Source organism: Luteolibacter sp. Y139 (assembly GCF_038066715.1).
GTDB classification, from domain to species: Bacteria; Verrucomicrobiota; Verrucomicrobiia; order Verrucomicrobiales; family Akkermansiaceae; genus Haloferula; species Haloferula soli.
The window spans coordinates 387,385-413,727 of sequence record NZ_JBBUKT010000002.1; the positions used below are offsets into that span (position 1 = coordinate 387,385).

The 26,343-nt window shown below is 61.8% G+C and carries 28 protein-coding genes; 15 read left to right on the forward strand and 13 right to left on the reverse strand.

What is annotated here, in order from left to right; translation table 11 throughout:
• The first annotated feature begins 368 nt into the window (after positions 1 to 368).
• The 4 genes from WKV53_RS06490 (at position 369) to WKV53_RS06505 (ending at position 4,025) form a co-directional block, all read left to right on the forward strand.
• The gene (locus WKV53_RS06490; protein ID WP_341403549.1) at positions 369 to 1,163 is read left to right on the forward strand and encodes a hypothetical protein; all 795 of its coding nucleotides are present in this window, start codon (positions 369 to 371) and stop codon (positions 1,161 to 1,163) included.
• A gap of 299 nt (positions 1,164 to 1,462) precedes the next feature.
• Positions 1,463 to 2,368 (forward strand): hypothetical protein, encoded by a 906-nt coding sequence (locus WKV53_RS06495; protein ID WP_341403550.1) that lies wholly within the window; start codon positions 1,463 to 1,465, stop codon positions 2,366 to 2,368.
• Positions 2,369 to 2,385: 17 nt separating this feature from the next.
• Positions 2,386 to 2,970, forward strand: a complete 585-nt coding sequence (locus WKV53_RS06500; RefSeq protein ID WP_341403551.1) for a hypothetical protein — start codon at positions 2,386 to 2,388, stop codon at positions 2,968 to 2,970.
• Positions 2,967 to 4,025, forward strand: coding sequence for a hypothetical protein (locus WKV53_RS06505; protein ID WP_341403552.1), 1,059 nt, complete (start codon positions 2,967 to 2,969; stop codon positions 4,023 to 4,025). Before WKV53_RS06500 ends, WKV53_RS06505 begins: the two co-directional genes overlap by 4 nt.
• A 56-nt stretch (positions 4,026 to 4,081) precedes the next feature.
• Here WKV53_RS06505 and WKV53_RS06510 read toward each other — a convergent pair whose 3' ends face one another.
• Positions 4,082 to 4,504: a hypothetical protein gene (locus tag WKV53_RS06510; protein ID WP_341403553.1), complete on the reverse strand. Its 423-nt coding sequence runs from the start codon at positions 4,502 to 4,504 to the stop codon at positions 4,082 to 4,084.
• Between the two features lie 132 nt (positions 4,505 to 4,636).
• On the opposite strand from WKV53_RS06510, the gene WKV53_RS06515 reads away from it, so the two are divergent.
• Genes WKV53_RS06515 through WKV53_RS06525 form a run of 3 tightly spaced genes read left to right on the forward strand, consistent with a single transcriptional unit; the run spans position 4,637 to position 7,955 of the window.
• Positions 4,637 to 5,194: a hypothetical protein gene (locus tag WKV53_RS06515; protein ID WP_341403554.1), complete on the forward strand. Its 558-nt coding sequence runs from the start codon at positions 4,637 to 4,639 to the stop codon at positions 5,192 to 5,194.
• The gene (locus WKV53_RS06520; protein WP_341403555.1) at positions 5,191 to 5,724 is read left to right on the forward strand and encodes a hypothetical protein; all 534 of its coding nucleotides are present in this window, start codon (positions 5,191 to 5,193) and stop codon (positions 5,722 to 5,724) included. Before WKV53_RS06515 ends, WKV53_RS06520 begins: the two co-directional genes overlap by 4 nt.
• Entirely contained in the window at positions 5,721 to 7,955 is a 2,235-nt protein-coding gene (locus WKV53_RS06525) for a hypothetical protein (RefSeq protein WP_341403556.1), read from the forward strand. Before WKV53_RS06520 ends, WKV53_RS06525 begins: the two co-directional genes overlap by 4 nt.
• 7 nt (positions 7,956 to 7,962) lie before the next feature.
• Here the strand turns inward: WKV53_RS06525 and WKV53_RS06530 are convergent, their stop codons facing one another.
• Positions 7,963 to 8,667: a zinc ribbon domain-containing protein gene (locus WKV53_RS06530; RefSeq protein WP_341403557.1), complete on the reverse strand. Its 705-nt coding sequence runs from the start codon at positions 8,665 to 8,667 to the stop codon at positions 7,963 to 7,965.
• 157 nt (positions 8,668 to 8,824) lie between these two features.
• Between WKV53_RS06530 and WKV53_RS06535 the strand changes: the two genes are divergently transcribed.
• On the forward strand, positions 8,825 to 9,196 hold the full coding sequence (locus WKV53_RS06535; RefSeq protein WP_341403558.1) for a hypothetical protein: 372 nt from the start codon (positions 8,825 to 8,827) through the stop codon (positions 9,194 to 9,196).
• Here the strand turns inward: WKV53_RS06535 and speA are convergent.
• A complete protein-coding gene (gene speA, locus WKV53_RS06540; RefSeq protein WP_341403559.1) occupies positions 9,181 to 11,121 on the reverse strand; it encodes a biosynthetic arginine decarboxylase in 1,941 nt (646 codons plus the stop codon). The two genes, WKV53_RS06535 and speA, sit on opposite strands and share 16 nt — an antisense overlap.
• Positions 11,122 to 11,261: 140 nt before the next feature.
• Here speA and WKV53_RS06545 point away from each other — a divergent pair, with 140 nt between their 5' ends.
• From WKV53_RS06545 to WKV53_RS06565, 5 genes are read left to right on the forward strand one after another with little or no spacing between them, the layout of a single operon-like run.
• Positions 11,262 to 12,050 carry a hypothetical protein gene (locus tag WKV53_RS06545; RefSeq protein ID WP_341403560.1) on the forward strand — a complete coding sequence of 263 codons (789 nt, stop codon included), beginning with the start codon at positions 11,262 to 11,264 and terminating at the stop codon, positions 12,048 to 12,050.
• A 19-nt stretch (positions 12,051 to 12,069) separates the two neighbouring features.
• On the forward strand, positions 12,070 to 12,624 hold the full coding sequence (locus WKV53_RS06550) for an RNA polymerase sigma factor (RefSeq protein ID WP_341403561.1): 555 nt from the start codon (positions 12,070 to 12,072) through the stop codon (positions 12,622 to 12,624).
• 4 nt (positions 12,625 to 12,628) lie between these two features.
• Positions 12,629 to 13,087: an anti-sigma factor gene (locus WKV53_RS06555; protein WP_341403562.1), complete on the forward strand. Its 459-nt coding sequence runs from the start codon at positions 12,629 to 12,631 to the stop codon at positions 13,085 to 13,087.
• Positions 13,084 to 14,064, forward strand: a complete 981-nt coding sequence (locus WKV53_RS06560; RefSeq protein WP_341403564.1) for an ABC transporter ATP-binding protein — start codon at positions 13,084 to 13,086, stop codon at positions 14,062 to 14,064. The genes WKV53_RS06555 and WKV53_RS06560 overlap by 4 nt, the downstream gene beginning before the upstream one ends.
• Positions 14,061 to 15,761: a hypothetical protein gene (locus tag WKV53_RS06565; RefSeq protein WP_341403565.1), complete on the forward strand. Its 1,701-nt coding sequence runs from the start codon at positions 14,061 to 14,063 to the stop codon at positions 15,759 to 15,761. Before WKV53_RS06560 ends, WKV53_RS06565 begins: the two co-directional genes overlap by 4 nt.
• On the opposite strand, the gene WKV53_RS06570 is transcribed toward WKV53_RS06565, so the two are convergent.
• The 10 genes from WKV53_RS06570 to WKV53_RS06615 form a co-directional block, all read right to left on the reverse strand.
• Positions 15,694 to 16,116, reverse strand: coding sequence for a VanZ family protein (locus tag WKV53_RS06570; RefSeq protein ID WP_341403566.1), 423 nt, complete (start codon positions 16,114 to 16,116; stop codon positions 15,694 to 15,696). The genes WKV53_RS06565 and WKV53_RS06570 overlap by 68 nt on opposite strands.
• Before the next feature lie 140 nt (positions 16,117 to 16,256).
• A complete protein-coding gene (gene nspC, locus WKV53_RS06575) occupies positions 16,257 to 17,465 on the reverse strand; it encodes a carboxynorspermidine decarboxylase (protein WP_341403567.1) in 1,209 nt (402 codons plus the stop codon).
• A gap of 83 nt (positions 17,466 to 17,548) precedes the next feature.
• Entirely contained in the window at positions 17,549 to 17,944 is a 396-nt protein-coding gene (locus tag WKV53_RS06580) for a (R)-mandelonitrile lyase (protein WP_341403568.1), read from the reverse strand.
• Between the two features lie 47 nt (positions 17,945 to 17,991).
• Positions 17,992 to 18,447 (reverse strand): hypothetical protein, encoded by a 456-nt coding sequence (locus tag WKV53_RS06585; RefSeq protein ID WP_341403570.1) that lies wholly within the window; start codon positions 18,445 to 18,447, stop codon positions 17,992 to 17,994.
• 65 nt (positions 18,448 to 18,512) lie between these two features.
• Positions 18,513 to 19,244: an amino acid ABC transporter ATP-binding protein gene (locus tag WKV53_RS06590; protein ID WP_341403571.1), complete on the reverse strand. Its 732-nt coding sequence runs from the start codon at positions 19,242 to 19,244 to the stop codon at positions 18,513 to 18,515.
• On the reverse strand, positions 19,234 to 20,010 hold the full coding sequence (locus WKV53_RS06595; RefSeq protein ID WP_341403572.1) for an amino acid ABC transporter permease: 777 nt from the start codon (positions 20,008 to 20,010) through the stop codon (positions 19,234 to 19,236). Before WKV53_RS06595 ends, WKV53_RS06590 begins: the two co-directional genes overlap by 11 nt.
• Positions 20,011 to 20,016: 6 nt before the next feature.
• Positions 20,017 to 20,844 (reverse strand): transporter substrate-binding domain-containing protein, encoded by an 828-nt coding sequence (locus WKV53_RS06600; RefSeq protein ID WP_341403573.1) that lies wholly within the window; start codon positions 20,842 to 20,844, stop codon positions 20,017 to 20,019.
• An 89-nt stretch (positions 20,845 to 20,933) separates the two neighbouring features.
• Positions 20,934 to 21,746, reverse strand: a complete 813-nt coding sequence (locus WKV53_RS06605; RefSeq protein WP_341403574.1) for a hypothetical protein — start codon at positions 21,744 to 21,746, stop codon at positions 20,934 to 20,936.
• 119 nt (positions 21,747 to 21,865) lie between these two features.
• Entirely contained in the window at positions 21,866 to 22,318 is a 453-nt protein-coding gene (locus WKV53_RS06610) for a hypothetical protein (RefSeq protein WP_341403576.1), read from the reverse strand.
• On the reverse strand, positions 22,318 to 23,073 hold the full coding sequence (locus WKV53_RS06615; protein ID WP_341403578.1) for a succinate dehydrogenase/fumarate reductase iron-sulfur subunit: 756 nt from the start codon (positions 23,071 to 23,073) through the stop codon (positions 22,318 to 22,320). Before WKV53_RS06615 ends, WKV53_RS06610 begins: the two co-directional genes overlap by 1 nt.
• Before the next feature lie 180 nt (positions 23,074 to 23,253).
• Here WKV53_RS06615 and preA point away from each other — a divergent pair, with 180 nt between their 5' ends.
• Positions 23,254 to 24,393, forward strand: a complete 1,140-nt coding sequence (gene preA / locus WKV53_RS06620; RefSeq protein WP_341403579.1) for an NAD-dependent dihydropyrimidine dehydrogenase subunit PreA — start codon at positions 23,254 to 23,256, stop codon at positions 24,391 to 24,393.
• A gap of 114 nt (positions 24,394 to 24,507) precedes the next feature.
• Positions 24,508 to 26,340: a GreA/GreB family elongation factor gene (locus tag WKV53_RS06625; protein ID WP_341403581.1), complete on the forward strand. Its 1,833-nt coding sequence runs from the start codon at positions 24,508 to 24,510 to the stop codon at positions 26,338 to 26,340.
• Positions 26,341 to 26,343: the final 3 nt, after the last annotated feature.

A 26,343-nucleotide genomic window follows, 5' to 3' on the forward strand; every position in this document is an offset into this window, starting at 1 on the left:
ATATTGTCTGGGATATCAGTTATTCAAAATAGCTGAAAATTTCATTGTTTGGGGACTTCCGTCCTGCTTTTCTGACGGAGTCCATGAGTTCGATCGTTCCGCGCCATTTCCCCGCCAACGCTCCTCGAGTGGGGCGGGGGAATGACGTCGGGATCGGCGCAAAGCTTGCAGTGACGGGCATTTTCGAGCCTTCCTGCAAAATTTTCAGCTAACGTGATCACGGAATGTTCCGCTGCGGAAGTTCCTGAGACAAAATGGAATTCAATCCGTTCAAAAATTCGTTAGAAATTTCTTGTTCGGCTTTCCTGATTGTTCATACTGCGCGGCGAAGGACCTTTGAAGGGTCGAGAGTTTTTGGAAAAACACTCATGAAGCCACGCTTGCTCCTCCTCCTTGCGTTTGTGGCGCCGGCAATCCTGCCGGTGGCGGAGGGGGCATTGCTGCTTAGCGATCGCCTTGAGGCGTCGCATGGCGCACTTCTGGACAATCGCCGCGAGGCTCTGCCAGGCCTCAGTAATCCGTTCGGAGTTCCGGACAAGGCCCGCCTGGTCGTCGAGAAGCCGGACACGAGCTTCCGGAATTTCCGCGGCTGGCGCGGCAATGTGGTGGGGACGGTGTTCTGGATCGGCGAGCAGCCGACCGAAAACAACCCGGTCCCCAACACGATGAGCTCCTGGGACATGAACTGGCAGGCGAACTTCGGTGGTTATGACGACCCCGATCATCGCAAGGGCTACCAGCCGGCCGGCTTCGTCCCGAAGCAGAATCCTTTTTACATCGCGCTGCCCTACAATGACGTCGCCAAGGGTGGTGTCCATCGCCCGGAGGCTTCCGAGGTGATCCCGTGGTTCTGGCGCGACTATCGCGGCGACGGGATTTCCGTCTGCAAGGGCCGCTGGCTCGCGATTCACTACCAAGGCAAGGTTTGCTACGCCCAGTGGGAGGATGTCGGTCCCTTCGAGGTAGACCACTGGCAGTATGTTTTCGGCAACGAGGATCCGCGAAATAACCGCAATCAGAACGCAGGCATCGACCTGAGCCCTGCGGTCCGCGACTACCTCGGCTTCCGCAGCGGCGAGCGCGTGCAATGGCGCTTCGTCGAAGGTCGTGACGTTCCGCATGGACCTTGGTCCGGCTGGGACGGCGGCCTGCCCCAGCGCTGAAAAAGATCACCCACCGCAATCTGACGATTGCTGTTCCCACACCCGACACACACCCGAAGACGACGCGAGTCGTCCCCTTACATCAACTGATTCCGTTCCGGAGAGGCGATAACATCCCGATCGCTTCCCCGGAGACCCGGCGAGGGACTCTGTCCCGAGCGGGCACGGTCCGGCTCCACTCTTGTGGCCGTCCCGTGCCCGGCACCCTCGCCGGGTCCCTCTCCTCCAAGGCTCAGTCCCACAAGCCGAGGATCAAGGAGAACGGAGGAGGTCCGTCTCACACACTGTTCACACCAGCCATGAAAACCAGCCGACTGGCTGCCCTTGCGGCGGCTTCTCTCGCCACGTGCGCATTTATCTCTGGAGCCGCACAGGCCCAGACCACCGACCCACTCACTCCTGCAGGAGCGATGACGGCCTTCCCGACCATGGTACAGACCGGCACCAAGCCGACGCTCACCTGGTCGATCATGCACCCCGCCCGCATTGCCAGCGGCCAAACCAGCGGCAACGGAAACGGAAACGGAAACAGCAATAGCGACGGTTCCCAAAACATGGCGTACGTGAATCCGCCAGGGACCCTGATCCCGGCGACGGATTGCTACGTGACCGTCCAGATCATCGGAACGGGTGTCACCGCTTGCGGAGGCGGCAACTCCACCGCGCCGGCGACCGACCTGCGCCTGAGCCTGGCCGGTGCCACCTACAAGCAGCTGTTCTATGGAACCCAGGCAAACGTCGATCCCTCGAAGCAACTCTACATCAAAAAGGTGAGTGCTGGTCAGACGATCGACCTCGGCGGTCGCTACGTGATCGGCACTGGTTGGAGTCCCTTCTACACCACCCGCAGCGGCAACCTCCAGGTGATTGCGCTGGTCAATGGCGACACCTATACGGCCAAGACGAAGTTCCAGGGGCAGGCCGCGATGGCTAGCTATCTCAAGCCCTACATCGACTCGTCCTTCAAGGTGAACATCGGGCCGCTGAGCGTGCTGCTGATCATGGAGCTGGCTCAGACCAACCAGAGCTCTCCGTGCTTCGACTATCAGGACCAGGTGGTGCTGGTCACTTTCAGCGCCAAGCACCCTAACAACGGTCATGGCAACAACCTCGACGGGGTCGATTCCTCGAACCCCGGTCAGGGTCATGGTGGTCCCAACGGAGCGGTCGATCCGTCCGGCGGCGTGGATGACGAAGCGAAGTAACTCCAACTCCTTCGAACATGAAAATTTCCACAACCTGTCTCCCATTCCTCGCGATCGCCTTGGCGGTGCCGGCGACCTCGCTGGCAGTCGAGCCTGTCGTCATGCGGGACGCCGCGACTCATGACCAGCTCGTCGAGAAGCTGAAAGTCGCAACCAACCAGAATCCGCTGGTGAAGTTCACCCCGGCTGAAGGCCCGGATCCCTCTGTGGCGGCCCAGCAATCGGGCGATCTGATGGAGACTTCGGATTTCCTCTCATTCGGCGGCCGGGCGACCCTCGTACCAAAGCATGCGATCCTCAATATCCCGCCGTTGCTTGCGAACCGCATCAAGCTCGAGCGGGGAAGTGCAGTGCAGACTTGGGCGGAGTTCTACGCCTCCAACCGGGGATGGATCACCACCGTCGAAGTAAGCCGCGTTCAGGCTGAAGGAAACCAAGCGCTTGGAGAAGAGCTTTCGAAGCGGATGGAGAAGAGCAGCACCGTGGTGGTGGCCACCTATCAGGGCGGCCCGATTTCCGTGCTCCCGCTCAAAGTCCCAGTCAAAGCCGCTCCTGCCGAAACCGCCGGCGCTCAAAAGCCAGCCACCATCAAAAAGCCATGAACAAGCTCATCCTTTCACTCCTGTTAGTGGCGGCGCCGTTTGTCCATGCGCAGTCGACCAGCAGCTCCTACACGAATTTCATCCGCCAGAAACAGCTGCCTTCCGGGGTGGTCTGGGACATGCCGGTGGCAGTCAACGGCGAAAGCCAGTCGGCGCTTGCCATCAATCCGGGTGGCGCTCAGTTCGAACTGTGGACGGTCAATAACGCCGTCAGCCCGGTCAAATCGTATCTGTTGGAGTCCCGCTACGTGGCTTCATACGTTCCGATGGCGACGGTGGCGATTCGTTCCGAGGATCCCTATGACATCGTGCCCCGCACGCGTGCGGATCGCCCCTTCTACGTGGACGTGACGGTGCAAGGCTTGCTCAGTGGCGCGTCCGATCCCGACGCTTCCAAGAAGGTGAACTTCCTGCGGCACGTCCAATCCTACGGAACGGCTGGAACCGGCGTTGGTCTCGATCGCACCCAGGCAACGCTCCTGTCGCAGAATTACATCCAGCAGAACGGCCTGACGACCACGACCTTCGCGATCACCTCGATTCCTGGGGCCGATCGCACCAAGGTCCGCGGTGAAGAGCGCTATTCGATATTCTCGCTGGCGGATAACCGGACGGACTCAAGCAGCGGGCTTACCTATACGGCCCCTGCTGCTCAGTTGGGCTCGCAGTACATCCAAATCTGGCCGGTGGCGGACGGTGCCTTCGCGGGGATCACCGCCAACCAGCTGATCCGCTACAAGATGCCGACGGTGACGGTCACCCTCAACGATCTCTATCCCAACAGCACCACCTACGTGCAGGCCTACAAGGGTGCCGCGCAGTTGGGAAAGACAGGAACGATCGTCCCGGGCTCCTCGCTGGTGGTCAACGATACCGTTCCCAAAAGCCAGATCCTTTCGCTGGCTGACTACGACGCCACCTTCAAGGACGACGGCCAGTGGACCATGGAGTTGCTGACCAAGACGCCCTTCGGCATCGACCGGCTTGCCTACGTCACCTTCACGCTCGACCGCACGCTCCAGATGAATGCTTCGGTGACTACGATCACCGACTGAAACAACCCTCCGCGCTGCGGAGAAAGTCCATAGTCGCCATGGCCCTTCCTCTCCCATCACTTCCCATCCCCGCCGGGCACCTGCCCGCCGGGGACGGCGAGTTTCTCGATGTCCTGCCGCAAGTTGTCGTTCCGGTAGAGGAGCGAGAAGGTGGCCTCGCGGGTCTGCCGGAGCTGGTCCTCGATCTCGGTGTAGGCCAGCAGGAGGAACAGTCCCTTCACCGGTTCGCGATGGAAGGAGAGGTTGCGGGTGGCGAACTGGTCCTTGACGGTCCGGTCCTGGCGGTTGGCGGAAAGCGCGCCGTATTCTCCGGCAAGTTCCTTCTTCAGCTTGTTGAACCGGGTCTCCATGTCCTCGGCCTTCGCCGCCGGGTCGCGGTAGTGGACCGTGACTTCGAAGAGCCGGCCACTGAGGAAGCGGCCTTCCAGGGCTTGGGCGGCAGCACCCGGGAGATTGCCCTGGCGGGGGGAAATCTTCACGACGCGAAGTGCGGGTTGATCCCCGGGCAGCGAAATGTTAACGTCCAGGGAATGTCGGGAAGCCCAGTCAATCAACTTCTCAGGAGTATCTCCCCAGCGCAAGCCGAACGGCGGCTCCAAGACTGCCTGGGCATGGAGCCGTGCCCAGCCGAGCAGGGCGATCACAAGACAGCGGATGAAGGTGCGCACGGCCGCGGTTTCCCTCTTTTCCGGCGGCGTCGCAAGCCCGCAGGCTGGAAGGGTGGCTCGCTGCTGGTGGAAGCCGCCATTTCGATGACCTTGCTGACGACGCTCGGGCTGACACTCCTGAAGCTCTCGCTGAATGTGACGGCTCCACGACAGTGGACGCTGCAGCAGTCGATCACGGATGCCTACCTGACCTATGAACAGGCTGCGGCGCAGCGCTTGAACTTTGCGGATTTGACGAGTGCCCAGTCGCTGTGGCCGGCCCAGCCGAGCATAGCCACGACTTCGGTGGTGCTCGGCAAGCTTCCGGGTGGCACACCGATCACGGGAACGGTGACGCGGACCCGCTATCCCGACTCTAACAACCTGCCTGCCAGTGGTGGCTCCGGCACCACCACCACGAATCCCGCCGGCATGGAGGTGTGGCGCTTCCAGAGCGTCATCAAGTATACCTTCGGTGGACGCACCTATCTGAAAACCCGAACCGTCGTTCGTTCACAATGAAGCTCCCGATCCGCAAATCCCGCGGCCGCGGGTACACGCTGGTGGAACTGACGCTGGCCATGAGCGTGGGGATCATGATCTCCGCGATCGTGATGACGCTGATGAGACAGCAGCTGAACTTCCTCAGGATCTTCCGCGCCCAGAGCTTCCTCGTGACGGAGGCGCCGATGCTGAACAACTTCGTCGTCAAGATCATCGGCAATGCCGACAGCTTCCGGCTCTATGCGAGCGTGGACGATCTCGTGGCCGGACGGGCGCAGGTGATGACGAATGCGCCGGTCATCATGCTTCGTTTCAAGGAACCGAACGGCACCTTCCGTGCGTCGGTGCTTTCCTTCGAGAACCCCGGCACTGGCACAGGACTCTACTATCGGATGGTGAACACCGCGGGGACGCTTGGCACCGCGCAATGGTCGCTATCCAAGAGGCCTTCCAATGTCCGTTTTGCGATTGAAAACGGGATCCTGCGGATGGTGGTGAGCGGGCCCAATGGTGAAGAAGTAACTTATTCAGGAGCAGTACAGCTATGAAAACGCGATTTCAATCCCGCGCCGCGAGCCGGGGATACATCTCCTATATCCTGGTGCTGACGGTGGGAACCATGCTGACCGTGCTGACCCTTAGCGCCTACAAATACGCCGGGTCATCGCAAACGATCCAGAAGGAGACCCAGCTCCGGGTGGACTACCAGGAAAAGGAAGACGAAGTGCTCCGGGGGATCGTGAACATCGTCCCCAACCGGGCGATGAAGGCCATGCAAAGCGGTTCCAACACTTCCGGAGCCGCACGCGATGCGCTGCGTTGGAGGAACATTTTTTCGGACGCCCTGGACCAGGCCGGGACCCGCTCGTCGATCACCGCGGCCCTTGCCACCCAGATCGGCGGATCGAAGGCGATCATGGCCAACACGGGCGACGTGGCGGTCTATACCGATGACGTCAAGGATGCCAGTGGCAACGTGACCCAGGCCTCCAACATCGAGAACGTCTTCGACGCCATCGACCCTGAAACCGGGATTATTTCTGCCGGTATCGGACGGTCCTTGGGGACGGGATTTCCGGCACCGTTGGAGACCGCCAACAGCAACGTCACGAGCCGTGATCCGGTCTATCCGATCATCAGCACCACGAAGGTCTACGGCAACCTGGCGCAGAGCAGCCTGCCGCTGTCGGTGAGCAGCTATCCGCTTTACACCAAGATTCCCTATCCGGAAATCCGCTTCGGCTACTGCGCTCCGGGCCAGCTATTCGTGGCCAAGCGCAACTGGTGGACGTTCAGCTTGCACCTGGGTGAGCACGCCAACCTGCTCAAGAGCTACGCCCGTGGAGACAGCCAGATCGGTGAGCGGGACTTCATTCTTTCGATCTACGAGATTCCCTCGCAGCTCGCGATTTCGGCGGAGGCGTTCACCAAGATCGGCACTCACGCGGACGGCACCCCGTGGCAGCACGCCACGATCCAGGGCGGCATCTACGCGACGCGCGCCCAGGTTAGCAACGGCATGCACGTGGACCGCCTCATGGCCCGCCGCGGCCTGACTCTCGGGAGCGATGTCACCATCGGCTCAAACACGATCGATGGCAATCCGCTGACTCCGGGTACCCGCGAGAAATACGAGGTGACCACCGGTACCTACATGCCGGTGGCCCTGGCGTCGGATTCCGGCCGTGCGTCCTTCGTCTCGATCAACCGCGGCTCGGATTTCTTCGATCGCTTCGCCCATACCACGGAAACGAGCACCCTTTCGCCGACGACTTGGAACAACTATTCGGTGGGCGCTCTCCAGGCTGCGATGCGCCTCGACATCTCGGCTGTCACCAGTGCCACCAACCGCACGCCCACGGCACTGCGTTTCCAATACTACAAGGGCGGCGCGCGCCAGACGCTCAACCTGCCGCTGACCACGGGACCGGCGACCGGTCTTGCCGCCGGCTACATCAAGGTCGCGGACGATGGCCAGACCTATAACTTCGGAACCACGCTGGTGGACGTGGCTTATGGTGTCAGCGGCGGCACCTTCCTCTACAAGACCGGCGTCACGGGGCCGATCACCTTCAACACCGCCACCTTCGGCAATCCTGGCACTGGAACGAAAGCCGGCTACTACAAGCCCGTCTATCCCTTCGAGATCAAAAACCTTCAGGGCACCAAGCCATGCATCGCGATCTACCCCAAGCGACTCCAGGCTTTCCTCGTCTCGCTCGGGGCGGACGGCCTGGACGTGAACAACTCGATCGCCATCAACGTCGACTATTCCACCACCGGCATCAACTTGCCCGCCTACAAGCCGAACATTCCCTGCACGGCCAATGACTACGGCGTGCTAATGACGGAGTGCGATGACCTCACCCCCTTCACGAAGGGGTTCTCGCTGGTCACCAACCTGCGTCTCTACATCGGCGATGACTTCAATGTGGTGGCTACCACGGTGCCTGCGGGCTCGGGATTGGCAGCTCCATTCTATCCGCCTGCCTCGCTCTTCGCTCCGGAGAAGCGCTATGGCACGGACTACGATCCCTACAAGGTCGAGGTCGCCGGCCAGATCGGCCACCTCAAGGGTGACGACGGCGCGAGTTCCACGCCGGTCAACCTGCTCGACTTCAAGATGGCAAGCGAAGCCAGTGCTGCTGCCGCCAACATCGATGTCAACCTGCGTCCCATCACTCATCCGGCGGAGCTTCCTCCGATCACGATGATGAACTGGCTGGTGGTGCTGGAGGAGCGCCGGAAGATCTTCTACACCGGCGCGGGCGCGAACTGATTCCGGATCATTCGTCGTCGTAAAGAAGGCGTCCGCAGCTCTCGCACTGCACGCCTTCCACGCCGGACTTCACCTTCACGAGGGTGGAGGCGACCAGCTTGATGTGGCAGCCGCTGCACTTGCCAGCGGTGACGGGTGCAATGGCGACGCCGTTCTTGATCTTCAGCAGGCGTTCGTAGAGCGGGAGCAGGGTTTCAGGAGCGGCGGCGGCGAGGCGGTTGCGCTCGGCCTGGACTTCGGCGGTGTCGGCATCAAGGCGCTTCTTGCGATCGGCAAGTGCCACCAGATCCTCGTCCACGAGCTTCTTGGTCTTGGCGAGGGAGGCTTCCGCTGCGGAAAGGGTGGCGCGCAGGGCGTCGGCACGTTCCATCAGTTCCAGTTCCTTGGTTTCGAGCCCGTCCACTTCCTTCTCGTAGCGGACGATTTCATTGCCGAGTGCGGTGAACTCGTCGTTCTTGCGGGTCTCGAACTGCTGGGTCTTGAGGCGGATAATGGTGGTCTTGCGGGTGCCGACATCGAGCTCGACCTTCTTGATCTCGATCTCGTTCGCCTGCACTCCCTCCTTGGCCTTGGCCACGGCGGCATTGTCGCCAGCGAGCTTGTCCTTGGCCCGGGTCTCGTCCTTGGGGATCTTGGCGAGGTCTTCGGCGAGGGAACGCAGGCGGCGGTCGCGGTCTTGGAGCACCAGCAGCGCTTGAATCGATGGCAGCATCCACGGGTGTTAGCCGCCGCATCGGCCGGGGGCAAGCGTCCAACGTGACGGGAAGGGAAAGGAGGGCGGGCGTCGCCTCTTTCAAGTTCCGGATTGTCGCCGGGCATCGTTCCTGCCGAAGCTAGGAAGTATGAGAAGACTTCCACTGATTCTGGCGATGGGATGCCTTTCCTGGCAGTGGGCTGCTGCGGCGGAGCCGACGGTCGATGAGATCCTTGCCAGCGTGGAGAAGAAGGTCGCGCCGAACGTCTCGAATATTGGGACTGTTCCGGAGGATCCCGACCTGCTGGTCATGCAGGCCAACGAGCGGCTCAACCGCGAGATCATGGCCTCCAAGGATCGAAAGCTGCGAGTGATCTACGCCATCACCTGTCTCAATTCTGCGATCAGCTATGTCGAGCAATCTCCAGCTAGCGAGAAGCTTCAAACCGACCCGGATTTCGAGCGACTGAAGAAATTCCGGGCGATTCTAGCGAAGGAGTTTATCGCTCTTTCCAAGAAAGAAGCGGCTCCTCAGCCCTCGAAGTAAGTGTAGCCCGCCAAGCCGGTTCGGTAGAGGTCGAGGACCTCGCGGCGCTCCTTCGGAGAGATCCGGCCTTGGGCCACGGCCTTTTCGGCGAAGGCGCGGAAGCGGCCGACCAGTTCCTTCGGGTCGTATTCCACGTAGGAGAGCACGTCTGCGACGGTGTCACCCTCGACCTCGTGGGTGTAGACGGGCTTGCCGTCTTCGAGGTGCACACCGACGACATTGGTGTCGCCGAGGAGGTTGTGAAGGTCGCCGAGGGTCTCTTGGTAGGCGCCGACGAGGAAGGTTGCGATGTAGTAGGGCTCGCCCGGATTGATGCTATGGAGCGGCAGCACCTTCTTTTCGTCCTCGCGGTCGATGAAGCGGTCGATCTTGCCGTCGCAGTCACAGGTGATGTCTGCGATCACGCCACGTTGGAGCGGGCGCTCGTCGAGGCGGTGAATCGGCAGGATGGGGAAGAGCTGCTTGATCGCCCACGAGTCTGGCAGGCTCTGGAACAGGCTGAAATTGCCGTAGTAGAAATCGACCAGCGTGTCGGAAAGCTCGCGCAGGTCCTCCGGTACGATGTCCAGATCCACGATGAGCTTGGAAATGCGGGTCATGATATGCCAGAACCATGCCTCGGCCAACCCGCGTTCGCGCAGCGTGGCGGCTCCGTAGAAGAACTGGGCCCGGACCTGGTCGCGGTAGTAGACCGCGTCGTTGAAGCACTCCTGCAGGTTGCGCTTGCTGAGGTCCTTGTTGACCGCGATCAGGTTGAAGAGGTTCTGCGGGGCATTTTCGGGGGTCGGGGGTGCCTTCTCCGTGGTCTGCACGGTGGACACGTCGAGCACGTTGAAAACGAGCACCGAGTAGTAGGCGACGATCGCACGACCGGATTCCGAGATCAGGTTCGGGTGCGACACGCCGGCCTTGTCGCAGATCTGCATGATCGTCTCGATGACGTCGGTGCAATACTCGAGGATGGAGTAGTTGCAGGAGGAGTGGAAATTGGTGTGGGAGCCGTCATAGTCGACGGCCATGCCACCTCCGATATCGAGCACGCCCATCGGTGCGCCTTCCTTGACGAGGTCGCAGTACATCCGGGCCACTTCGGTCGCGCCTTCACGGATCGCGGCGATGTTCGGGATCTGGCTGCCCTGATGGTAGTGGAGCATGCGCAGGCAGCCGAGGTAGCCTTCTTCCTTGAGGCGATCGACGACCTCGATGACCTGGCTGGCGCTGAGGCCGAAGACCGACTTGTCGCCGGCGCTTTCCGCCCAGTGGCCGGAACCGCGGGTGGAGAGGCGGACGCGGACGCCGATATTCGGCAGCACGCCCAGCTTGCGCGAGCGCTCCAGCAGGAGATCGAGCTCGCTCGGCATCTCGAGCACGAGCATTACCTTCAGGCCCATCTTCTGGGCGTGGAGGGCGAGGTCGATGAATTCCTCGTCCTTGTAGCCATTGCAGACGATGTAGGCCTCGGTGTCGTGCATGTGGGCCAGCGCAGCGATGAGCTCGGGCTTGGAGCCGGCTTCGAGACCGTAGTGGTATTGCTTTCCGAATTCGGAGATTTCCTCGATGACCTGGCGCTGCTGGTTCACCTTGATCGGATAGACTCCGCGGTATTCGCCGCGATAGCCGGTGTCCTTGATCGCCTGGCCGAAAGATTCATTCAGCTCGCGGATGCGCGAATGCAGCAGGTCACGGAAACGTAACAGGACGGGCAGGTCGGTGCCGCGGTCGCGGAGGCCTTCGATGATCTCGAAGAGGGAGACATCGGAGCCGCCGTTGTCGTCCTGGAGCTTCACCGTCACGTGGCCCTTTTTGTTCACGCCAAAGAAGCCGTGACCCCACTGGTCGACGCCGTACAACTCAGCGGACTGGGCGGGAGACCAGCTATTGTCCTTCTTGGGCTTGGCGACCTTGTCGGCGGCGGGCGGAACCATGCGCGGGAAGAAAAGGCTTTTTGCGGAAAATGAAAGGGAAATGACGGGGTGGGGCGCTTCCACGAGTCCGCCCGGCCGGAGCGGAAAAAAATTGCAGGGCGCGTAACCTTTTCCCAGCCATCCACGGAGTCCCGGTGAACATGAAACGAAACACGCTCATCACCCTCGCCGCCGCGCTGCTGCCGCTGGCTGGATTTGCCGAGGAAAAAGCCCTCTGGGAGGTGCAAGCCCGGCTCGACGGCGGGAAAAACCCGCGGCTCAACGGGTGGATCAAGGAATTCTTCGCCAAGGACGGTTCCGCCGCGATGATCGGGGACAAGGCGGTGTTCCGGATCGCCGGCTTCGAGAATCCGGCCACGCCGGAGGAAGACTGGGTCGCCGAAGTGCGCGATCTCGCCGACCCGGCCGCGGTCATGAAGGAGGTCGAGGGCGAGGCGAAGCCGGATGGTCAGGGCCGCTTCCTGATGGAAGAAGAGGGCGTTTCCTTTGTCGTCTGGCGCGACGGTGATGCGGTGCGCCTCGCTAGCCCGCCGCAAAATGCTGGCACTGCCGTAGCCACGACTGCAGCTCCGCAGGGGGATGCCTGGGTGTCCGGGTGGGTGAATCTCGGCAAGATCTCCGAGCTTGAGGAACTCGCATCGACGACGCTGAAGCTGCCGGAGAGCCTGGGCTTTTCCGCATCGAGCGCGGGCGAGGGGATCGCCATCGACGTCAGCGCTGGCTTGGAGAACAAGGAGGCTGCCGAGACCGCCAAGATGCTTTTGCAGCAGTTCAAGGCGGAGCTGGTCGCAGACAAGGATTTCGGACCGAAGCTGCCGCCGGTCACCATCGACGCCGAGGACGGCAAGCTCACGGTCAGGATCGAATTGACCGAGGCTCACCTCGACGATCTGATCGAGGAGGTGAAGAAAGCCATCGAGGAGCGCTAAACTGCCCCTTCCTACGGTCGTGACTGCGGACACTGACAACGACCTCGCCCTGCGCTGGAAATCCGGCGTGGTGGAGGCCTACAACGAGCTGGTGCGGCGGCATCTCGATCCCGTCCACCGCTACGTCCGCTCGAGATGTGGGAACGATCAGGATGCAGCCGATATCTGCCAGGAGGTCTTTCTCGAAGTCTGTCTCAAGATCGCCAATTTCGAACCGACGCACCCGTTCACTGCCTGGCTCTATACGATCGCCCGGCGCAAGACCATCGATCGCTTCCGCCGCCACAAGCCGACCGAAGAGTTTCACTCCGATCTCCACAGCGGTACCGAGTCGAGCCACCCTTCGAGCATCCTTGAAGAGCGTGATTCCGCCCGGAATGCTTGGGAAAAGGTCTTCAGGCTGCTACCTGAAACTCAGGCGACCGCGCTGTGGCTGCGCGTTCAAGGCCACCAAAGCATCGAGCAAATCGCCGCCACCATGGACCAGAGCGAAGCCAACGTGAAAGTCCTGCTCTTCCGCGCCCGCCAGCGTCTGGCGATCGAATGGCGCCCCACTGTCACCATCACCCCGTGATCCCATGGATACCCTGAATGCCATCTGCGATGCCACCCAGCGCGACATTTCCGCCGCGCTGGACGAGGGCATCAAGCTTCCCGCCGCCGTGATCGATCACGTGGAGCATTGTCCCCACTGTGCCGCATTCCTCGATGCATGGAGTGGTGGCTTGGACGAAATGCTCGGCGCCGCGTTGCCGCCGGCAGGGCTGGAGTTGCGGGAGAAGATTCTCGCAATGCCTCGGGAGAGCGTGCGCGTGGAGTCGACGCGGCATCGTTTCCGCGGCTATCTTTCTGTCGCCGCGGCTGCGGTGGTGATCGGCATCTGCGGCTACACGCTGATCGATGTCCGTCCGGTCGGAACCACCCACCGGCCAAGCGTGGCGGAGCGGGAATACGCTGCCATCAAGTCCGACTTCCGCCGTGGTCTCACTGCTTTGCGCGAGCCGGCCGGTGCCATTCAACGCGTCCTCAGCCCATGACCTCGTGGGTCGATCCGCTTGCCGGCGAGCCCGCCGATCTGGTCCGCATTGCCGGGCTCGGCGTGGACTACGGCGAGCGCCGTGCGGTCGATGCTGTCAACCTGCGCGTCCCCGCGGGAGAGGTGTTCGGTTTGCTAGGTCCGAATGGTGCGGGCAAGACGACGATGTTTCGCGTGATGGCCACGCTGCTCTCGCCAACCCGCGGTGAAGTGGAGTTGTGCGGAGAGAAGATTCACGTAAAGCCGCGGGAAGTCCGCTCGGCGATCGCCTATATGCCGGACCTGGCGCCGATGCCGTCCGACTTGCGTGCGGTGGAATACCTTCGCTTCTTCGCGGAGTCCTACGGGCTGCGCGGCAAGGCCCGCGATTCGCGGGTGACGGAGTGCCTCGACTCGGTCGGGCTCCGGGAACGTTCGAAGGACATCTGCACCAAGCTCTCGCTCGGAATGCGGCAGCGGCTTGCCTTGGCGAAGGCTATCCTTCACCGGCCGCGGCTGCTTATTCTGGATGAACCGGCGAGCGGGCTGGATCCGCTGGCTCGTGCGGATTTGAAGAAGGCGCTGCGCCGCCAGGCCGATGCCGGTGCCACGGTGATTCTAAGCTCCCATATCATGGCGGAGATCCAGGATCTCTGCACCTCGATCGGACTGCTGCAGCGCGGACGTCTGCTTGATGCCGGGCCGATTCGCAAGGTGCTGGCCAAGTTCGGCCAGGCGGAGACGCGTGTCATTGTGCGTGCAGCCGGTCGTCGCGATGAAGTCGCCGCCTGGCTGCGCGAAGTGCCCGGGGTGAATGCGGAAATGCGGATGACCGATGACGAGTCGATCGAGCTGCGTCTCGATGAAAACAAGCTCTCGCGTGCCGCGCTGTTCACCGCGCTGGGGGAAGCCCGTCTGGGGGTGACCGGCATGCATGCGGTGGAAACCAGCGTCGAGGAAGTGGTGGTCCGCCTCGGTAGCCAAGCCTCCCTGTCATGAATGTGCCTGATTTTCCTTCCCTCTGGAATCTTCCGGCGAATCCGGTTTTCCGCCGGCATGCGGTGTCGAGGCTGCGGCTGTGGCGTGTTCTCGTATGGTTGGTGATCACCCAGGTGATCACCGGCTTTGCATGGGGGGTGACGGTGCTTTTGTATCTCCACGCTCAAGGCAACGGGAGGATCGAGTTCAACCTCGCTTCGCCAGCTTTCCAGCGTTTGTTAGAGAAGCACGGCACCAATGCCTACCTCTGCGGCTGGCTGGCGGTACTGATCATCCAGGGCTTGCTGGTGGTGCTGAAAGGCACCTTCAGCGTGGCCACGGGCGTGGCGCGGGAGTCGAACGAGGGGATGATCGATTCCGAGCGCCTCGCGCCGCTGTCCACCGGGCATAAGGTCGTGGGACAATTGCTGGGTCTGCCCTTGTTAGAGAACGTGTTGGCCTTGCTGCTGATTCCTTGGGCGGCGGCGAGCGCGTGGCTCGGCGGGCTTTCTCCGGTGATGATGGCGAAGGTTTACCTGATCTTCGCCACCTCGGCCCTGCTTCACCATTCCATCGGTCTGGTGGCGGGCACCTTGATCCGGCAGAAGATCCTCGCCGGCACAATCTCGCAGGTGCTGGTGATCCTGCTGCACTTCGTGCTGCCATTTTCCCAGAGCTTCGGCATCGGCCTGATCTCTCACCTGGGCATGGAGTCCGCGATCCTCCACGAGATCGTTTCCGCCACGCCGCAGATGCTGGTGCCGAAAGGTTTTTTACCTCCTGACGTCCTTCCGCCGCCGGTCGATTTCTTCCGCTGGGAGATCGCGGTTTCCGGCTATCACTGGATCATCACGGTCACGGCCCTGGCTGCACTGCTCACGATGCTCGTGCGCCGCTGGAACGACCAGGAGTCGCAGCTTCTTGGCAAGGTCGGCACTGCGTTGCTGGCGGCGTGGATGCTCGTGCTTACGTGCGGAGAACTACTGCCCGGTTTCTCTCACGGCCGTGCATTGTCCGACCTCAATGTCCTCAGCCTGGAGTTATCATTGGATCCCGAGTGGTATTCGGGGCCTCCGATGCTTGGCGTGCTCTGGATCGCCGGCTTCGCGCTGGTGCTCGGCCTGATCAATCTCCTGTTCACCGCGATCCTTGTCCCATCCCCGGAAGCGCGGGCCCGTTGCCGTCATCTCGTTCGCGCGCCGTGGTGGAATGACGGCCGGAACGCCATCCTCTGGGTGGTGTTGCTTTCGCTCTTTTCCGCGGGGGCGTGGTGCCGTGTAGTCGTCACGCTCCTGCACGAGACGCCTGCGATGCAGGTGGTCGATCTCCGGGCCTCGGGGATGGGGTGGATCGCGGCGTCATTGCTCGCTCCTGCGCTTGCGTCTCATGCCTTGGTGCTGTGGCGCGGCTGGAAGGTGGCGCTGTTTGCCGGCTTCGCCTTGTGGGTCGTTCCGTTGATGGTCGCGGTGGTTGGTGTGCTGATGTCGGTTGAACCCGACAGTTGGCCGATGTGGATCGCTGGCATGTCGGGCTTCGCGTTACCCGCCTACGGTTCGTTTGCCGAGGTCGCCGGTCTGCCATTAATCAATTGCCGATCTGTCTTCCACGTCTCGCTCGCGCTGCATGCAATCGCGACCGTGGTCTTCCTGCTCAAGGCGCGCCGCAGGATGCCCGTGCCTCCGCCCTTGGTGGCAGCGGTGGCTGATCCTGTTTCGTAGGGCGGCGAGGGAGCATGCGCACCAGGCCTTCGCCGCAAATAACGCCGATCAGATTGGCGAGCGCGTCGTAGCCATCGAAGCTGCGCGCAGGGAAGAAGTATTGGCTGCCTTCCTCAAGCATCATGCACGTAAGGACGATCAAGCTGCCGAGCATCAGCGGGCCGGCTTTGCGGCGCTTCAGTTGTAGGTTCGATAGCACGGTCAGAGTGCCGACGAGGCCCACGTGACCGAGCTTGTCGCCAAAGGGAACCTTGGCGATGAATTCCCAGATCATTCCGATCTGCCCGCGATCCGCGAGGACGACGAGCGAGACGAATGCCGAGGTGAAGAGAACGAAGGCGAGACGGATCAACATGACTTTCCGTCCGGTATGATCCTCCTAACCGGTTGAGGTCAAATTCACTCGGTCGGTTCACGGCGAATTCACCCGGGCTTCACTGGTTTAAGGGGTGTCGACGTTCGGTCGACACGGCGTGGTCAGAATGACCGCGTTTCCTACGACAAGCGGTCTCTGAAATCCGCATAGCCGAATTCGCGGATCGTCTCCAGCGATCCATCCTCATGCTGTAGCACGATGGAAGGGTGGGGGACGCCATTGAAGGTGGTGGTCTTGACCATGGTATAATGAGCCATGTCGTCGAAGACGAGCACGTCGCCCGCTTTCAACGGGCGAGGGAAGGTGAAGTCACCGGTGACATCGCCGGCGAGGCAGGTGGGGCCGCCAATGCGGTAGACGTGGTCGCCGGATTCGGAGGAGAGTTGATAGGTCTCGCCTTGGAAGGTGACGGCGGGACGGGAAGCTTCCTCGTGCGGAATGAATTCCGCGCTCCCAGTGGTGGCGAGATAGACGTCGGGCCGGTAGGGCATTTCGAGGACGTCCGGCATGTGTGCCGTCGCGGAGACGTCGAGGATCGCGAGCTTGTGGCCGGCGGATTCGAAAACATCGAGGACCTCGGCGCGGAGGACGCCGGTGTGGATCGCGGCGGCTTCGCCGGGTTCGAGCCAGACTTCGACGTCGTATTTCGCCTTCGTTTCGCGGACCAGGCGGATGAGACGCTCGCGGTCGTAGAAGGGCTTGGTGATCCAGTGGCCGCCGCCCATGTTCAGGTAGGTAAACTGCGGTGAACGCAGCAGGTGGCCGAACTTCTCGTCGACCGCGGCGAGGGTCTTCTCAAGGTCGTCCGAGTTCTGCTCGCAGAGGGTATGGAAATGCAGGCCGGAGAGGCCGGTGAGATCTGCGCCTTCAAGCTGGTCCGCGGTGATGCCCAGTCGCGAGCCGGCGACGCAGGGATCGTAGAGAGGCGTATGGCCGGTGGAGCACTGGGGGTTCACACGCAGGCCGCAGTGGAGTTCGCCGCTCTTGAAGCGCGGATGCGCCATCACGATGTCGCGGAAGCGGAACCACTGCGACAGCGAGTTGAAGTCGAGGTGGTGGGTGAACTCACAGAGCTGGCGGATCTCGTCCTCCTGATAGCCCGGCGAGTAGGTGACCACGTGCTTGCCGAAGTAGTCGCGGGCGAGCAGCGCTTCCCACACGCCGGAGGCGCAGCAGCCGTCGAGGACATCGCGGAAATGAGGAAACGCCTTCCAACAGGAGAAGCCTTTGAGCGCGAGCACGATCTTGCAGCCCGCGGCATCGGCGGTTTCGCGAAGGATGGCGGTATTGCGCTTCAGCGCGGCGAGGGAAATGACGAACGAGGCCACGGGCAGAGAAGGAAGTCCCGAATGAGGAAGTGCCAAGTTCCAATTTCCAACAGCCTCGACTCGCGGGGCGGCGAGGGGTCGTGCTAGCTGAGATACTGGTCATCGCTGACCTTCTCCAGCCAATCGACGGCCTTGCCATCAAGCTGCTCTTGGATTGCGACGTGGGTCATCGCGGTGGTGGGGGCAGCACCATGCCAGTGCTTCTCGCCCGGAGAAAACCACACGACATCGCCGGGCCGGATTTCCTCGATCGGGCCGCCTTCACGCTGCACCCGTCCGCAGCCGGCAGTGACGATCAAAGTCTGGCCCAGCGGGTGCGTGTGCCACGCGGTGCGGGCACCGGGTTCGAAGGTGACCGTGGCGGAAGCGACGCGGGCTGGAGCGCCGGTTTGGATCACCGGGTCAATGCGGACGGTGCCGGTGAACCAGTCTTCTGGGCCTTTCGTGGAGGGGCGGGAGCCGGCGCGGTGGATTTCCATGGCCACCTTCTAGTTCCAGAGGACAGATGGCGCACGCTTGAAAGCGGCTACCATCCCAGCAATCGGCCAATGGCGGCGCGCAGGGCTGCTTCGAGAGTTGCAGCTTCCGCGTGGCTTACCGGGATAGCCACCTTGCGTACCGATTTGTCCGCCGCATCCTGCCGTGAAAGGCTGAGGAGGTAGGGTGCCCGATCTGGATCATTGCGAGCCACGATCTCGAAGGCGCTATTCGACTTCTCCGACTGGTGAAAGAGCTTGGCCTCGGTCTGCCGGCCTTGCAGCACGGACAGCGCGGCGCCGATGTCGGTAAGGCTCCATTTCATGGTCAACTTCCGTTCCCAGTCGAACTGCTTGTCGCCGGTCTGCGTGGCAGCGTCGACGAACAGGGCGGACTTCGCGGGATTGAGACCGAAGCGGATGACCCCGCCAGTGCCGCGGCTGTTGGGCTTGTAGATCGGAAGCTGGGGAAGACGTTGAGGATCGAGCGCGGTTTCCGTATTCATGCGGAGGAACTGTTCACCGGAACATTTCCTCTGGCAAGGAGGAAATTGCGCATTTGAACAGTGTTTCAATAGCGCATGACTTTCGAGAGGAAGCGCTGGCAGACGGCGGACTCGGGGGAGTCAAACAGGCCCGCAGGAGGGCGGCATTCCTCGATCTTGCCGGCGGCGATGAAGGCGACCTGATCGGCGACTGCGCGCGCGAAGCCCATCTCGTGGGTGCTGAGAATGATGTCTTGTCCGGCTTCGGCGAGTTCCTGGATCAGCTCCAGCACCTCCGCAGTCATCTCCGGGTCGAGCGCGGAGGTTGGTTCATCAAGGAACAAAATCTCCGGCGAGAATGCCACGGCGCGGGCAATGCCGACCCGCTGCTGCTGACCGCCGGAAAGCTGCGAGGGCAGCTTGTCCGCGTGCTTCAGGAGGCCGAAGCGGTCGAGCGCCTGCTCTGCCAATTCGTGTGCCTTGGCGGGTGGATGCCCGTGGACCTTCTCCAGTGGCAGCGTGATGTTCCGCCGCGCGCTGAGGTGGGGGAAGAGATTGAATTGTTGGAAGAGGAAGCCGTTTTGCCGACGGTAGTTTTGGAGCTCGGCGGCGTTGGCAACCAAACGATGCTCGTTGACTTGGACCGTGCCGGCATCGGCGGTTTCGAGGCCGCCTAACAGACGCAAGAGGGTGCTCTTGCCTCCGCCAGAGGGACCGATCAATACCAGCACTCGCGCCGAGGTGAGGCTCAGCGAGAGTCCATCGAGCGCAGTCGTTGCGCCGTAGCGTTTGGTCACGCGATCGACTTCAAGTTTCATCGCGGAAGCGTTTTTCCAACCAGTGCGACAGCCACGCGACGGGAAGGGTGAGGACGAGGTAGCCGATCGCGAGCGGCATGTAGCCCTCGAGCCCGGCATAGGTGCGGGAGATGAAGTTCTTGGTGTTGTAGAAATACTCGGACACGCCGATCACGCTGAGCAGCGAGGAGTCCTTGATCAGCGAAACAAAGAGCCCGGCGATCGCAGGCAGGACCCGGCGCAGTGCCTGGGGGAAGATCACGTAGCGGTAGACCTGGACGGGATTGAAGCCTACCGCGCGAGCCGAGTCCCATTGCGTCTTCGGGATGCTTTCCACGCCGCCGCGCAGGATCTCCCCGAGATAGGCACCGCCGAACAGGGATAGCAGCAGGCCGCCGATGATCACCTTGTCCTCAAGTCCCCAGCCAGCCAGCGGCCGGGAAAGGAGCGGCGCGAAGATCACGAAATAGCCGAACAGCAGGTGCACCAGCAGCGGGGTGTCGCGGACGAATTCGAGGAAGCCGCGGCAGGTCTTCCGGATCACGGGCAGGGGCGAACGCTGGCCTAACAAAAACAGCATCCCAAAGACCACGCTCCCTAACAGCGAGCCCAGTGAAATCCACAGCGTGAGCTTCCAGCCCAGCCACAGCGACTCGCGGTATTCCCAAGCCTTTGCCCAGTTGGCCTGTTTGCCAAACCGCTGGAAGATCGCGGTGCACAGCCAAGCGAAGCCCGCCGCCATGACGACGGCGACGAGGACATTGGCGATCTGCTGGCGGCGAGTCACGAATCCTTAGCGGATGATGAACGGGATACCCTGGGCTTCGAGGAACTTCTTCTCTTCCTGCAAGTACTGCGCGCCTAGTTTTTCGAAGCCGCCATCGGCCCGGAATCCCTTGATGAATTCGTTCACCTGCTCGCGGAGCGCGTCGTTGCCTTTGGCGATGCCGAGCGCCCAAGACTCCTCCACGAAGGCCTTGAGCAGGCCACGGGTGGTGTCCGGGTTCTCCTTGTTGTAGCGGAAGATGCTGAGCTGGTCGTAGATGAAGCCGTCCGCGCGGCCTTGGGCGACTTCCTGCACGCACGAGGCCTCATCCTCGAAGACAACGAGCTTCGCCGAAGGCAGGTGATCGGTGATCCAAATCTGGCCGGTGGTGGCGGCTTTCGCCGTGAGCGAACGGCCGGGCTTTTTCAGATCTTCGATCGACTGGATGTCCGAGTTCTTCTGCACGAGGATAGCCAGGCCGGTGAAGGCGTAGGGATCGGAGAAATCGATCGATTTGCGCCGTTCGTCCGACGCAGTCATCGAGGAGAGGATGAGGTCGATGCTGCCCGTCTGGAGCGCGGGGATCAGGCCGGTGAACTGCATCGGCACGATCTTCAACGGCCGGCCGAGTTTTGCGGCCAATGCCTCGGCAATCTTCACGCCGACGCCGTCAGGCTTGCCGGCCTTGTCTTGCATCTCGAAGGGCGGGTAGGTGAGGTCCATGCCGACGCGGAGTTCCGCGCCGCTACCGCCGGACGTGGACTTCTCGGAGCAGGCAGCCACGGCCAGCGCCGAGGCGGAGAGGGCAAGGAAGCGTCGGCGGTCGGTCATGACGCCGGAGGGTAGCGCAGGCATGGCGCGGCGGAAGCGGATTCCGTGCCTTGTGGGGCAGGTCTCCGGAATGTGAGCTAGCTCAGCAGCCAGCCGCCCGAGCATCGGGCAGGTCAGTGATCCTTCACCGGCGCATCGGCAGGCCCACTTGGGGGGATGCCTTTGTCCGCCTCGTCATTCGGTGGCAGGATGGTAACTGGAACCAAGCGCTCATAGCCCATGTCCTTGGCGACCTGATGGATCCGCTTCAGATCATCCTCCGAAGGTGATTTGATGGCCGTCGACAGATTGGCACGGAGCCCCATGAGTGCGGCCTTCTTTTCATCCGGGTGGTCCAGCTCGACCAGGACCCTTAATGCGAGTTCAAGGCCCTGTAGCCGACAGGTGGTCAGAATCAGCTTTGAAGAGATTTGCGCCCGATCCTTTCCGGGAGGGACAAGCTCATACATCTTCCGGAGGCCGCCCAGTTCATCTTTCCTGGATAGTGACGACGCATACGAGATCAGGGCGATTGACCGGGCTGTTCCCTCCAGCCCGAGAATGAATGAACCGACCGCGATTTCAGGGTTCTTAAGATAGGCTCTTCCGAGAATGCTGTTGGTGTCGGGCCATTTCTTATAGAACTCAGCCAGGATCTCGCTCTCTTTGACCCCTTTTTCCTTCGCGATGGACGCGACGATGGATCTCCGTTCCTCGTTTAGCTTCTCGATCTCCGTGGTCCTGATTTTATCGAGAGACATCGTCTCCTTCAAAGCTCCGAACTTGTCGCTGTAAGGAGCATCGCTTTGAGGCGTTTTCGCCTGGCTGGCAGCAGGAGGCGTCGTATCGTCCTTTGACGGTGGCTCCTGAGGGCCGAGTTCTCCGTGGCAAATTGCCGAGATAAGAACGCAAAGCCCGAGAACCGGGCCGAGGGTAGGCGTATTCATCGCACTGGAAGGGAGGGCTTACATGCAGTCTATCAGCGGCAAGGTCTGTTGATAGGCGCGATCTTCGAATTCTTGATCCGATCAGAACGCATCTATCATACGCGCCGCCCTGCAATCTCTTACTCTTTCTCCCGCGCTTCCACTTCCAGCGGAGCATCGGCGTAGCCGTGGGTCAGGCATTCCACCAGATATCGCTGCATGAACGGCCCGATGCCGCCCATCTGCTGGTATTGCGCCACATGCACTAGCTCGTGGCGTAGCACCCGGGAGTGGCCTTCCAGAATGTAGATGCCTTTCCCCAAGGTCATTCCGGCAGGCTCGAAAAGCGGCAGGCGCCAGTGCGCGGCCAGCTTTACCAGCGGTCGTGGCACGGGCAGGGGAATCGGCTTCAATTCCAGCACCCGGACTTCCTCCGGGCGTTCGATTTTCAGCTCTGCCGCAAACGCCAAGCCCTCGGCCGCGAGCGGCACGCCTTCTGCGAGAATCCGCCGCTCCTGAGCCTGCGCCCACCGTGTTGTCGCCGGAGCAATTCCGGAGGCCAGCGTGAGCGCGAGACCGAGCGGGAAGATCATCAGGAACAGAACTGCTCCACCAGAACGGCCTTGCTGTAGTCGCGGTTCATCCGGGCGATGTGATCGACGCTGATTTCCTTCGGGCAGGCCGCCTCGCACTCGTAGTGGTTGGTGCAGTTGCCGAAGCCCTCGCCATCCATCTGGCGGACCATGGCGAGCACGCGCTTGTCGCGCTCGGGCTGGCCCTGGGGCAGGTGGCCGAGGTGAGAAACCTTGGCGGAGGTGAAAAGCATGGCGCTGGCATTCGGGCAGGCCGCCACGCAGGCGCCGCAGCCGATGCACGCGGCGGCGTCGAAGGCCGCGTCGGCATCCGACTTCGCGATCGGGATTGCATTCGCGTCCACTGCAGAGCCGGTGCGGATGTCGATGTAGCCGCCGGCCGCGATGATGCGGTCGAGAGCGGTGCGGTCGACGATGAGGTCGCGGATGATCGGGAAAGCCTTCGCGCGGAAGGGCTCGATCCAGATGGTGTCGCCGTCGCGGAATTTCCGCATGTGAACCTGGCAGGTGGTGATGCCGCCTTCCTTGCCGTGGGGGACGCCATTGATGGTCAGCGAGCACATCCCGCAGATGCCTTCGCGGCAGTCGTGGTCGAAATGGATCGGCTCGCCGCCGTCCATGACGATCTTCTCGTTCACGATGTCCAGCATCTCCAGGAACGAGGCTTCCTCGGGGATGTGATTGGCGGGGTAGGTTTCGATGCGGCCGTTGTCGTTCGGACCGTTCTGGCGCCAGACCTTCAGCGTGAGGTTCATGATCGGGAGAAAAATCTGCCGGACGCGGGTGCGCGTGCGGCTACGGCCCCAACTTGGAATTTCCGGCCGCGGCGCGCTAGTCGAAAAAGCCGTTTTCCGCGCTGGAACCATCAGGAATTTTCCCGCCGGGCATGAATCGAGCTTTTCGAACCCGACCCAAGCGTGTTGGGATACAAAACCATGGCCTCTCTTGCTACGACCGTCGACGGACTGAAATTCTCGAACCCCTTCGTCATCGGCTCGGGGCCTCCGGGAACCAACGTCAAGGTCATCAAGCGCGCCTTCAAGGAAGGCTGGGGCGGGGTCATCGCCAAAACCGTTAGCCTCGATGCGTCGAAGGTCGTCAATGTCGGCCCGCGCTACGCCAAGCTGATGGCGGGTGACGGCAAGGAAGTCATCGGCTGGGAGAACATCGAGCTGATCAGCGACCGGAAATTCGAGATCTGGCTGGATGAATTCAAGGAGGCGAAGGACGAGTACCCGGACGGCATCCTAATCGCCTCCATCATGGAGGAATATAACAAGGACGCCTGGTGCGAGATCGTGGAGCGCTGTCAGGACGCGGGTGTCGACGCCTTCGAACTGAACTTCTCCTGCCCGCACGGCCTGCCCGAGCGGAAGATGGGAGCCGCGATGGGCCAGGATCCGGCGATTTTGGAAGAGGTCTGTGGCTGGGTGATGGGGGTGTCGAAAATCCCCGTGTGGGCCAAGATGACGCCGAATGTGACCCATATCGAGGACCCGACCGCCGCGGCCCTGCGCGCCGGGTGCCACGGGGTTTCCGCGATCAATACGATCCGCAGCGTGATGGGGGTGAATCTTGAAACGCTCCGTCCCGAGCCCACGGTGGAGGGCTACACCACGCCCGGCGGCTACTCTTCCAAGGCGGTGAAGCCGATCGCGCTACGGATGGTCATGGAGATCGCGCAGCTGATTAAGAAGGATTTCCCGGGGCGGACGCTGTCGGGCCTCGGCGGGGTCGAGACCGGGGCGGATGCGGCGCAATTCATCCTGCTGGGCAGCGATACCGTGCAGGTTTGCACGGGTGTCATGAAATTCGGCTACGGGATGGTGAAGGATCTCTGCGAGGGGCTGCTGACCTTCATGGAGGGCAAGGGCTTCGAAAAAATCGAGGATTTCAAGGGCCTGAGCCTGCCGTATTTCACCACCCACGCCGAGCTGGTACGCATGCAACTAGCCCGCAAGGCCGAGGAAGCGGCGGCCAAGGAGCGTGCCGGCATGGTGAAAAGCGACGCCGAGTGGGATGGGGACGATTTCGTGAAACAGTCCGACGCGCTGGCACGAAAGCCGACTTCGTGACCGGAGGCGATTGACCCGGGAAATCGGGAATAAAGGCCCTACAATGCAATTCCTGCGGATTTGGTCTGCATGAATCCTTGCACAATCGGGTGACGGTTCCCATTTTGCCCCGGCATGCATCCCGATTTGGCGAAACTGCTCGAGGCCGGAAGAATCAACCAAGCCGTTGCAAACCGTCTCGACCAGCTTGCCCCTGGAAAATTCTGTCTTCACAAGGCATGGGGCGCTGGGAAAGTGACTGACTGGGACCTTCCCGGAAAGAAGGTCACGATCGACTTTGAGCAAAGCAGCGGCCAGACCATGGACCTGCAGTTCGCGATCCAGCGGACCGAGTTCCTGGACGCCGGCGATTTCCGCGCCAAGAAGGTCGAGCAACTTGAGGAACTCCGCGCGCTCTCCAAGAGCGACCCGGTCGAGTTGGTCTGCCACCTGCTCGCCAGCCACGGCGGCACCATGACCGTGGATGCGCTGGAGAAGGAACTTTCCGGTGCCGTCATTTCGGCCGATGATTTCCGCAAGTGGTGGGAATCCGCCAAGCGCTCCCTGCGCGATAGCAAGCGCGTGGTGGTCCCGTCCCGCCGCACCGATCCTCTTCAGCTCCGCTCCGGCGATATGAGCCCGGCGGAAGCACTGGTGTCCGATTTCGAGCAGGCCCGCGATCTGAAGACGATGGCCAAGGCGCTCGAAGCCATCACCGGGGATCTCAATCTGTTCAAGGCAGACACCGCGGCGCTGCAGCGCTTGCTCGCCGGTATCAATGATACCGCCGCGAAGAACGTCCGCATCTCGCTTGGACCCGCCTTGGAGCTCCTGTCGGCTCGCGACGAGATGGTCCGCGCGTTCGATGACATGGAGCTGCCGGCCGAGTCGCTCCGCCTTTCCGATCTGCTCGCATCCGAGGAAAACCGCCTCGCCGATGCGCTCAACGGCCTCGCCTCCGGTCGCCAGCGTGCGATCTACGAGGAATTCCCGGCCGCTTTCGGTGAGCGCTGGGTGGACGTGCTGACGTTCATTTTCGACAAGGTCGGCACCCGCGGCGTCGCGGAGATCGCCAAGCTCCTCGAGGAGCGCGGCCAGATGAAGAAGCTCTCCGAGCACCTCGTTTCCGCTTTGGCCCGCCGCTCGCTCGGCACGGATGCCTTGATCTGGGTCTGCCGCGAGCGCGACACCACCGCCTCCGGGATTTTCAGCAGCGAAGTCGGAGCGTGTATCCTCAATCTGCTCGAAACCGACCACCTCAGCGATGGTCCGCGCAAGACCACGCGCCTGCAGTCGATGCTCTCCGACGACAAGGAGTTGCTCGGCGACATCGTGGGTTCCATGGACGTCAACGAAGCCCGCAATTTCGGTCGCCGCCTGATGGAGTGCCCGGTGTTCAGTGAGCTGGACCGCAAGAGCCTGATGGCCCGCGTGATCAAGGCCCGCCCGGAGACTGGCGAACTCGTAGCCGGTCGTGGTGGGAAAAAGGAGCAGGAGTTGCTCGTTTCCTGGCCCAGCCTTGAAAAGAAGAAGGCCGAGCTGGACGACATCATCCGCAACCGCATCCCGCAGAATACGAAGGACATCTCCATCGCCCGCGAATACGGCGACCTTCGCGAGAACTTCGAATACAAGTCCGCCAAGGATCACCAGAAGTATCTCAACAACCGCAAGACGGAACTCCAGCGGGACATTTCCCGCGCCCGCGGCACCGACTTCAAGGCGGCCGACATCTCCGCGGTGAATATCGGCACCATCGTCAAGCTCGTGAACGAGGCCGGCAAGCAGACGACCTACACCGTGCTTGGCGCTTGGGATTCGGATCCCGAAAAGGCCGAGCTTTCCTATCTCTCCGAGCTTGGTGCCGCCTTTCTCAACAAGAAGATCGGCGAAACCGTGGAAGTCCGCGACGAGAACGAGGTCACGCACTCCTACACCATCCAGTCGATCGCCGCGGTGAATCCCTGAAGT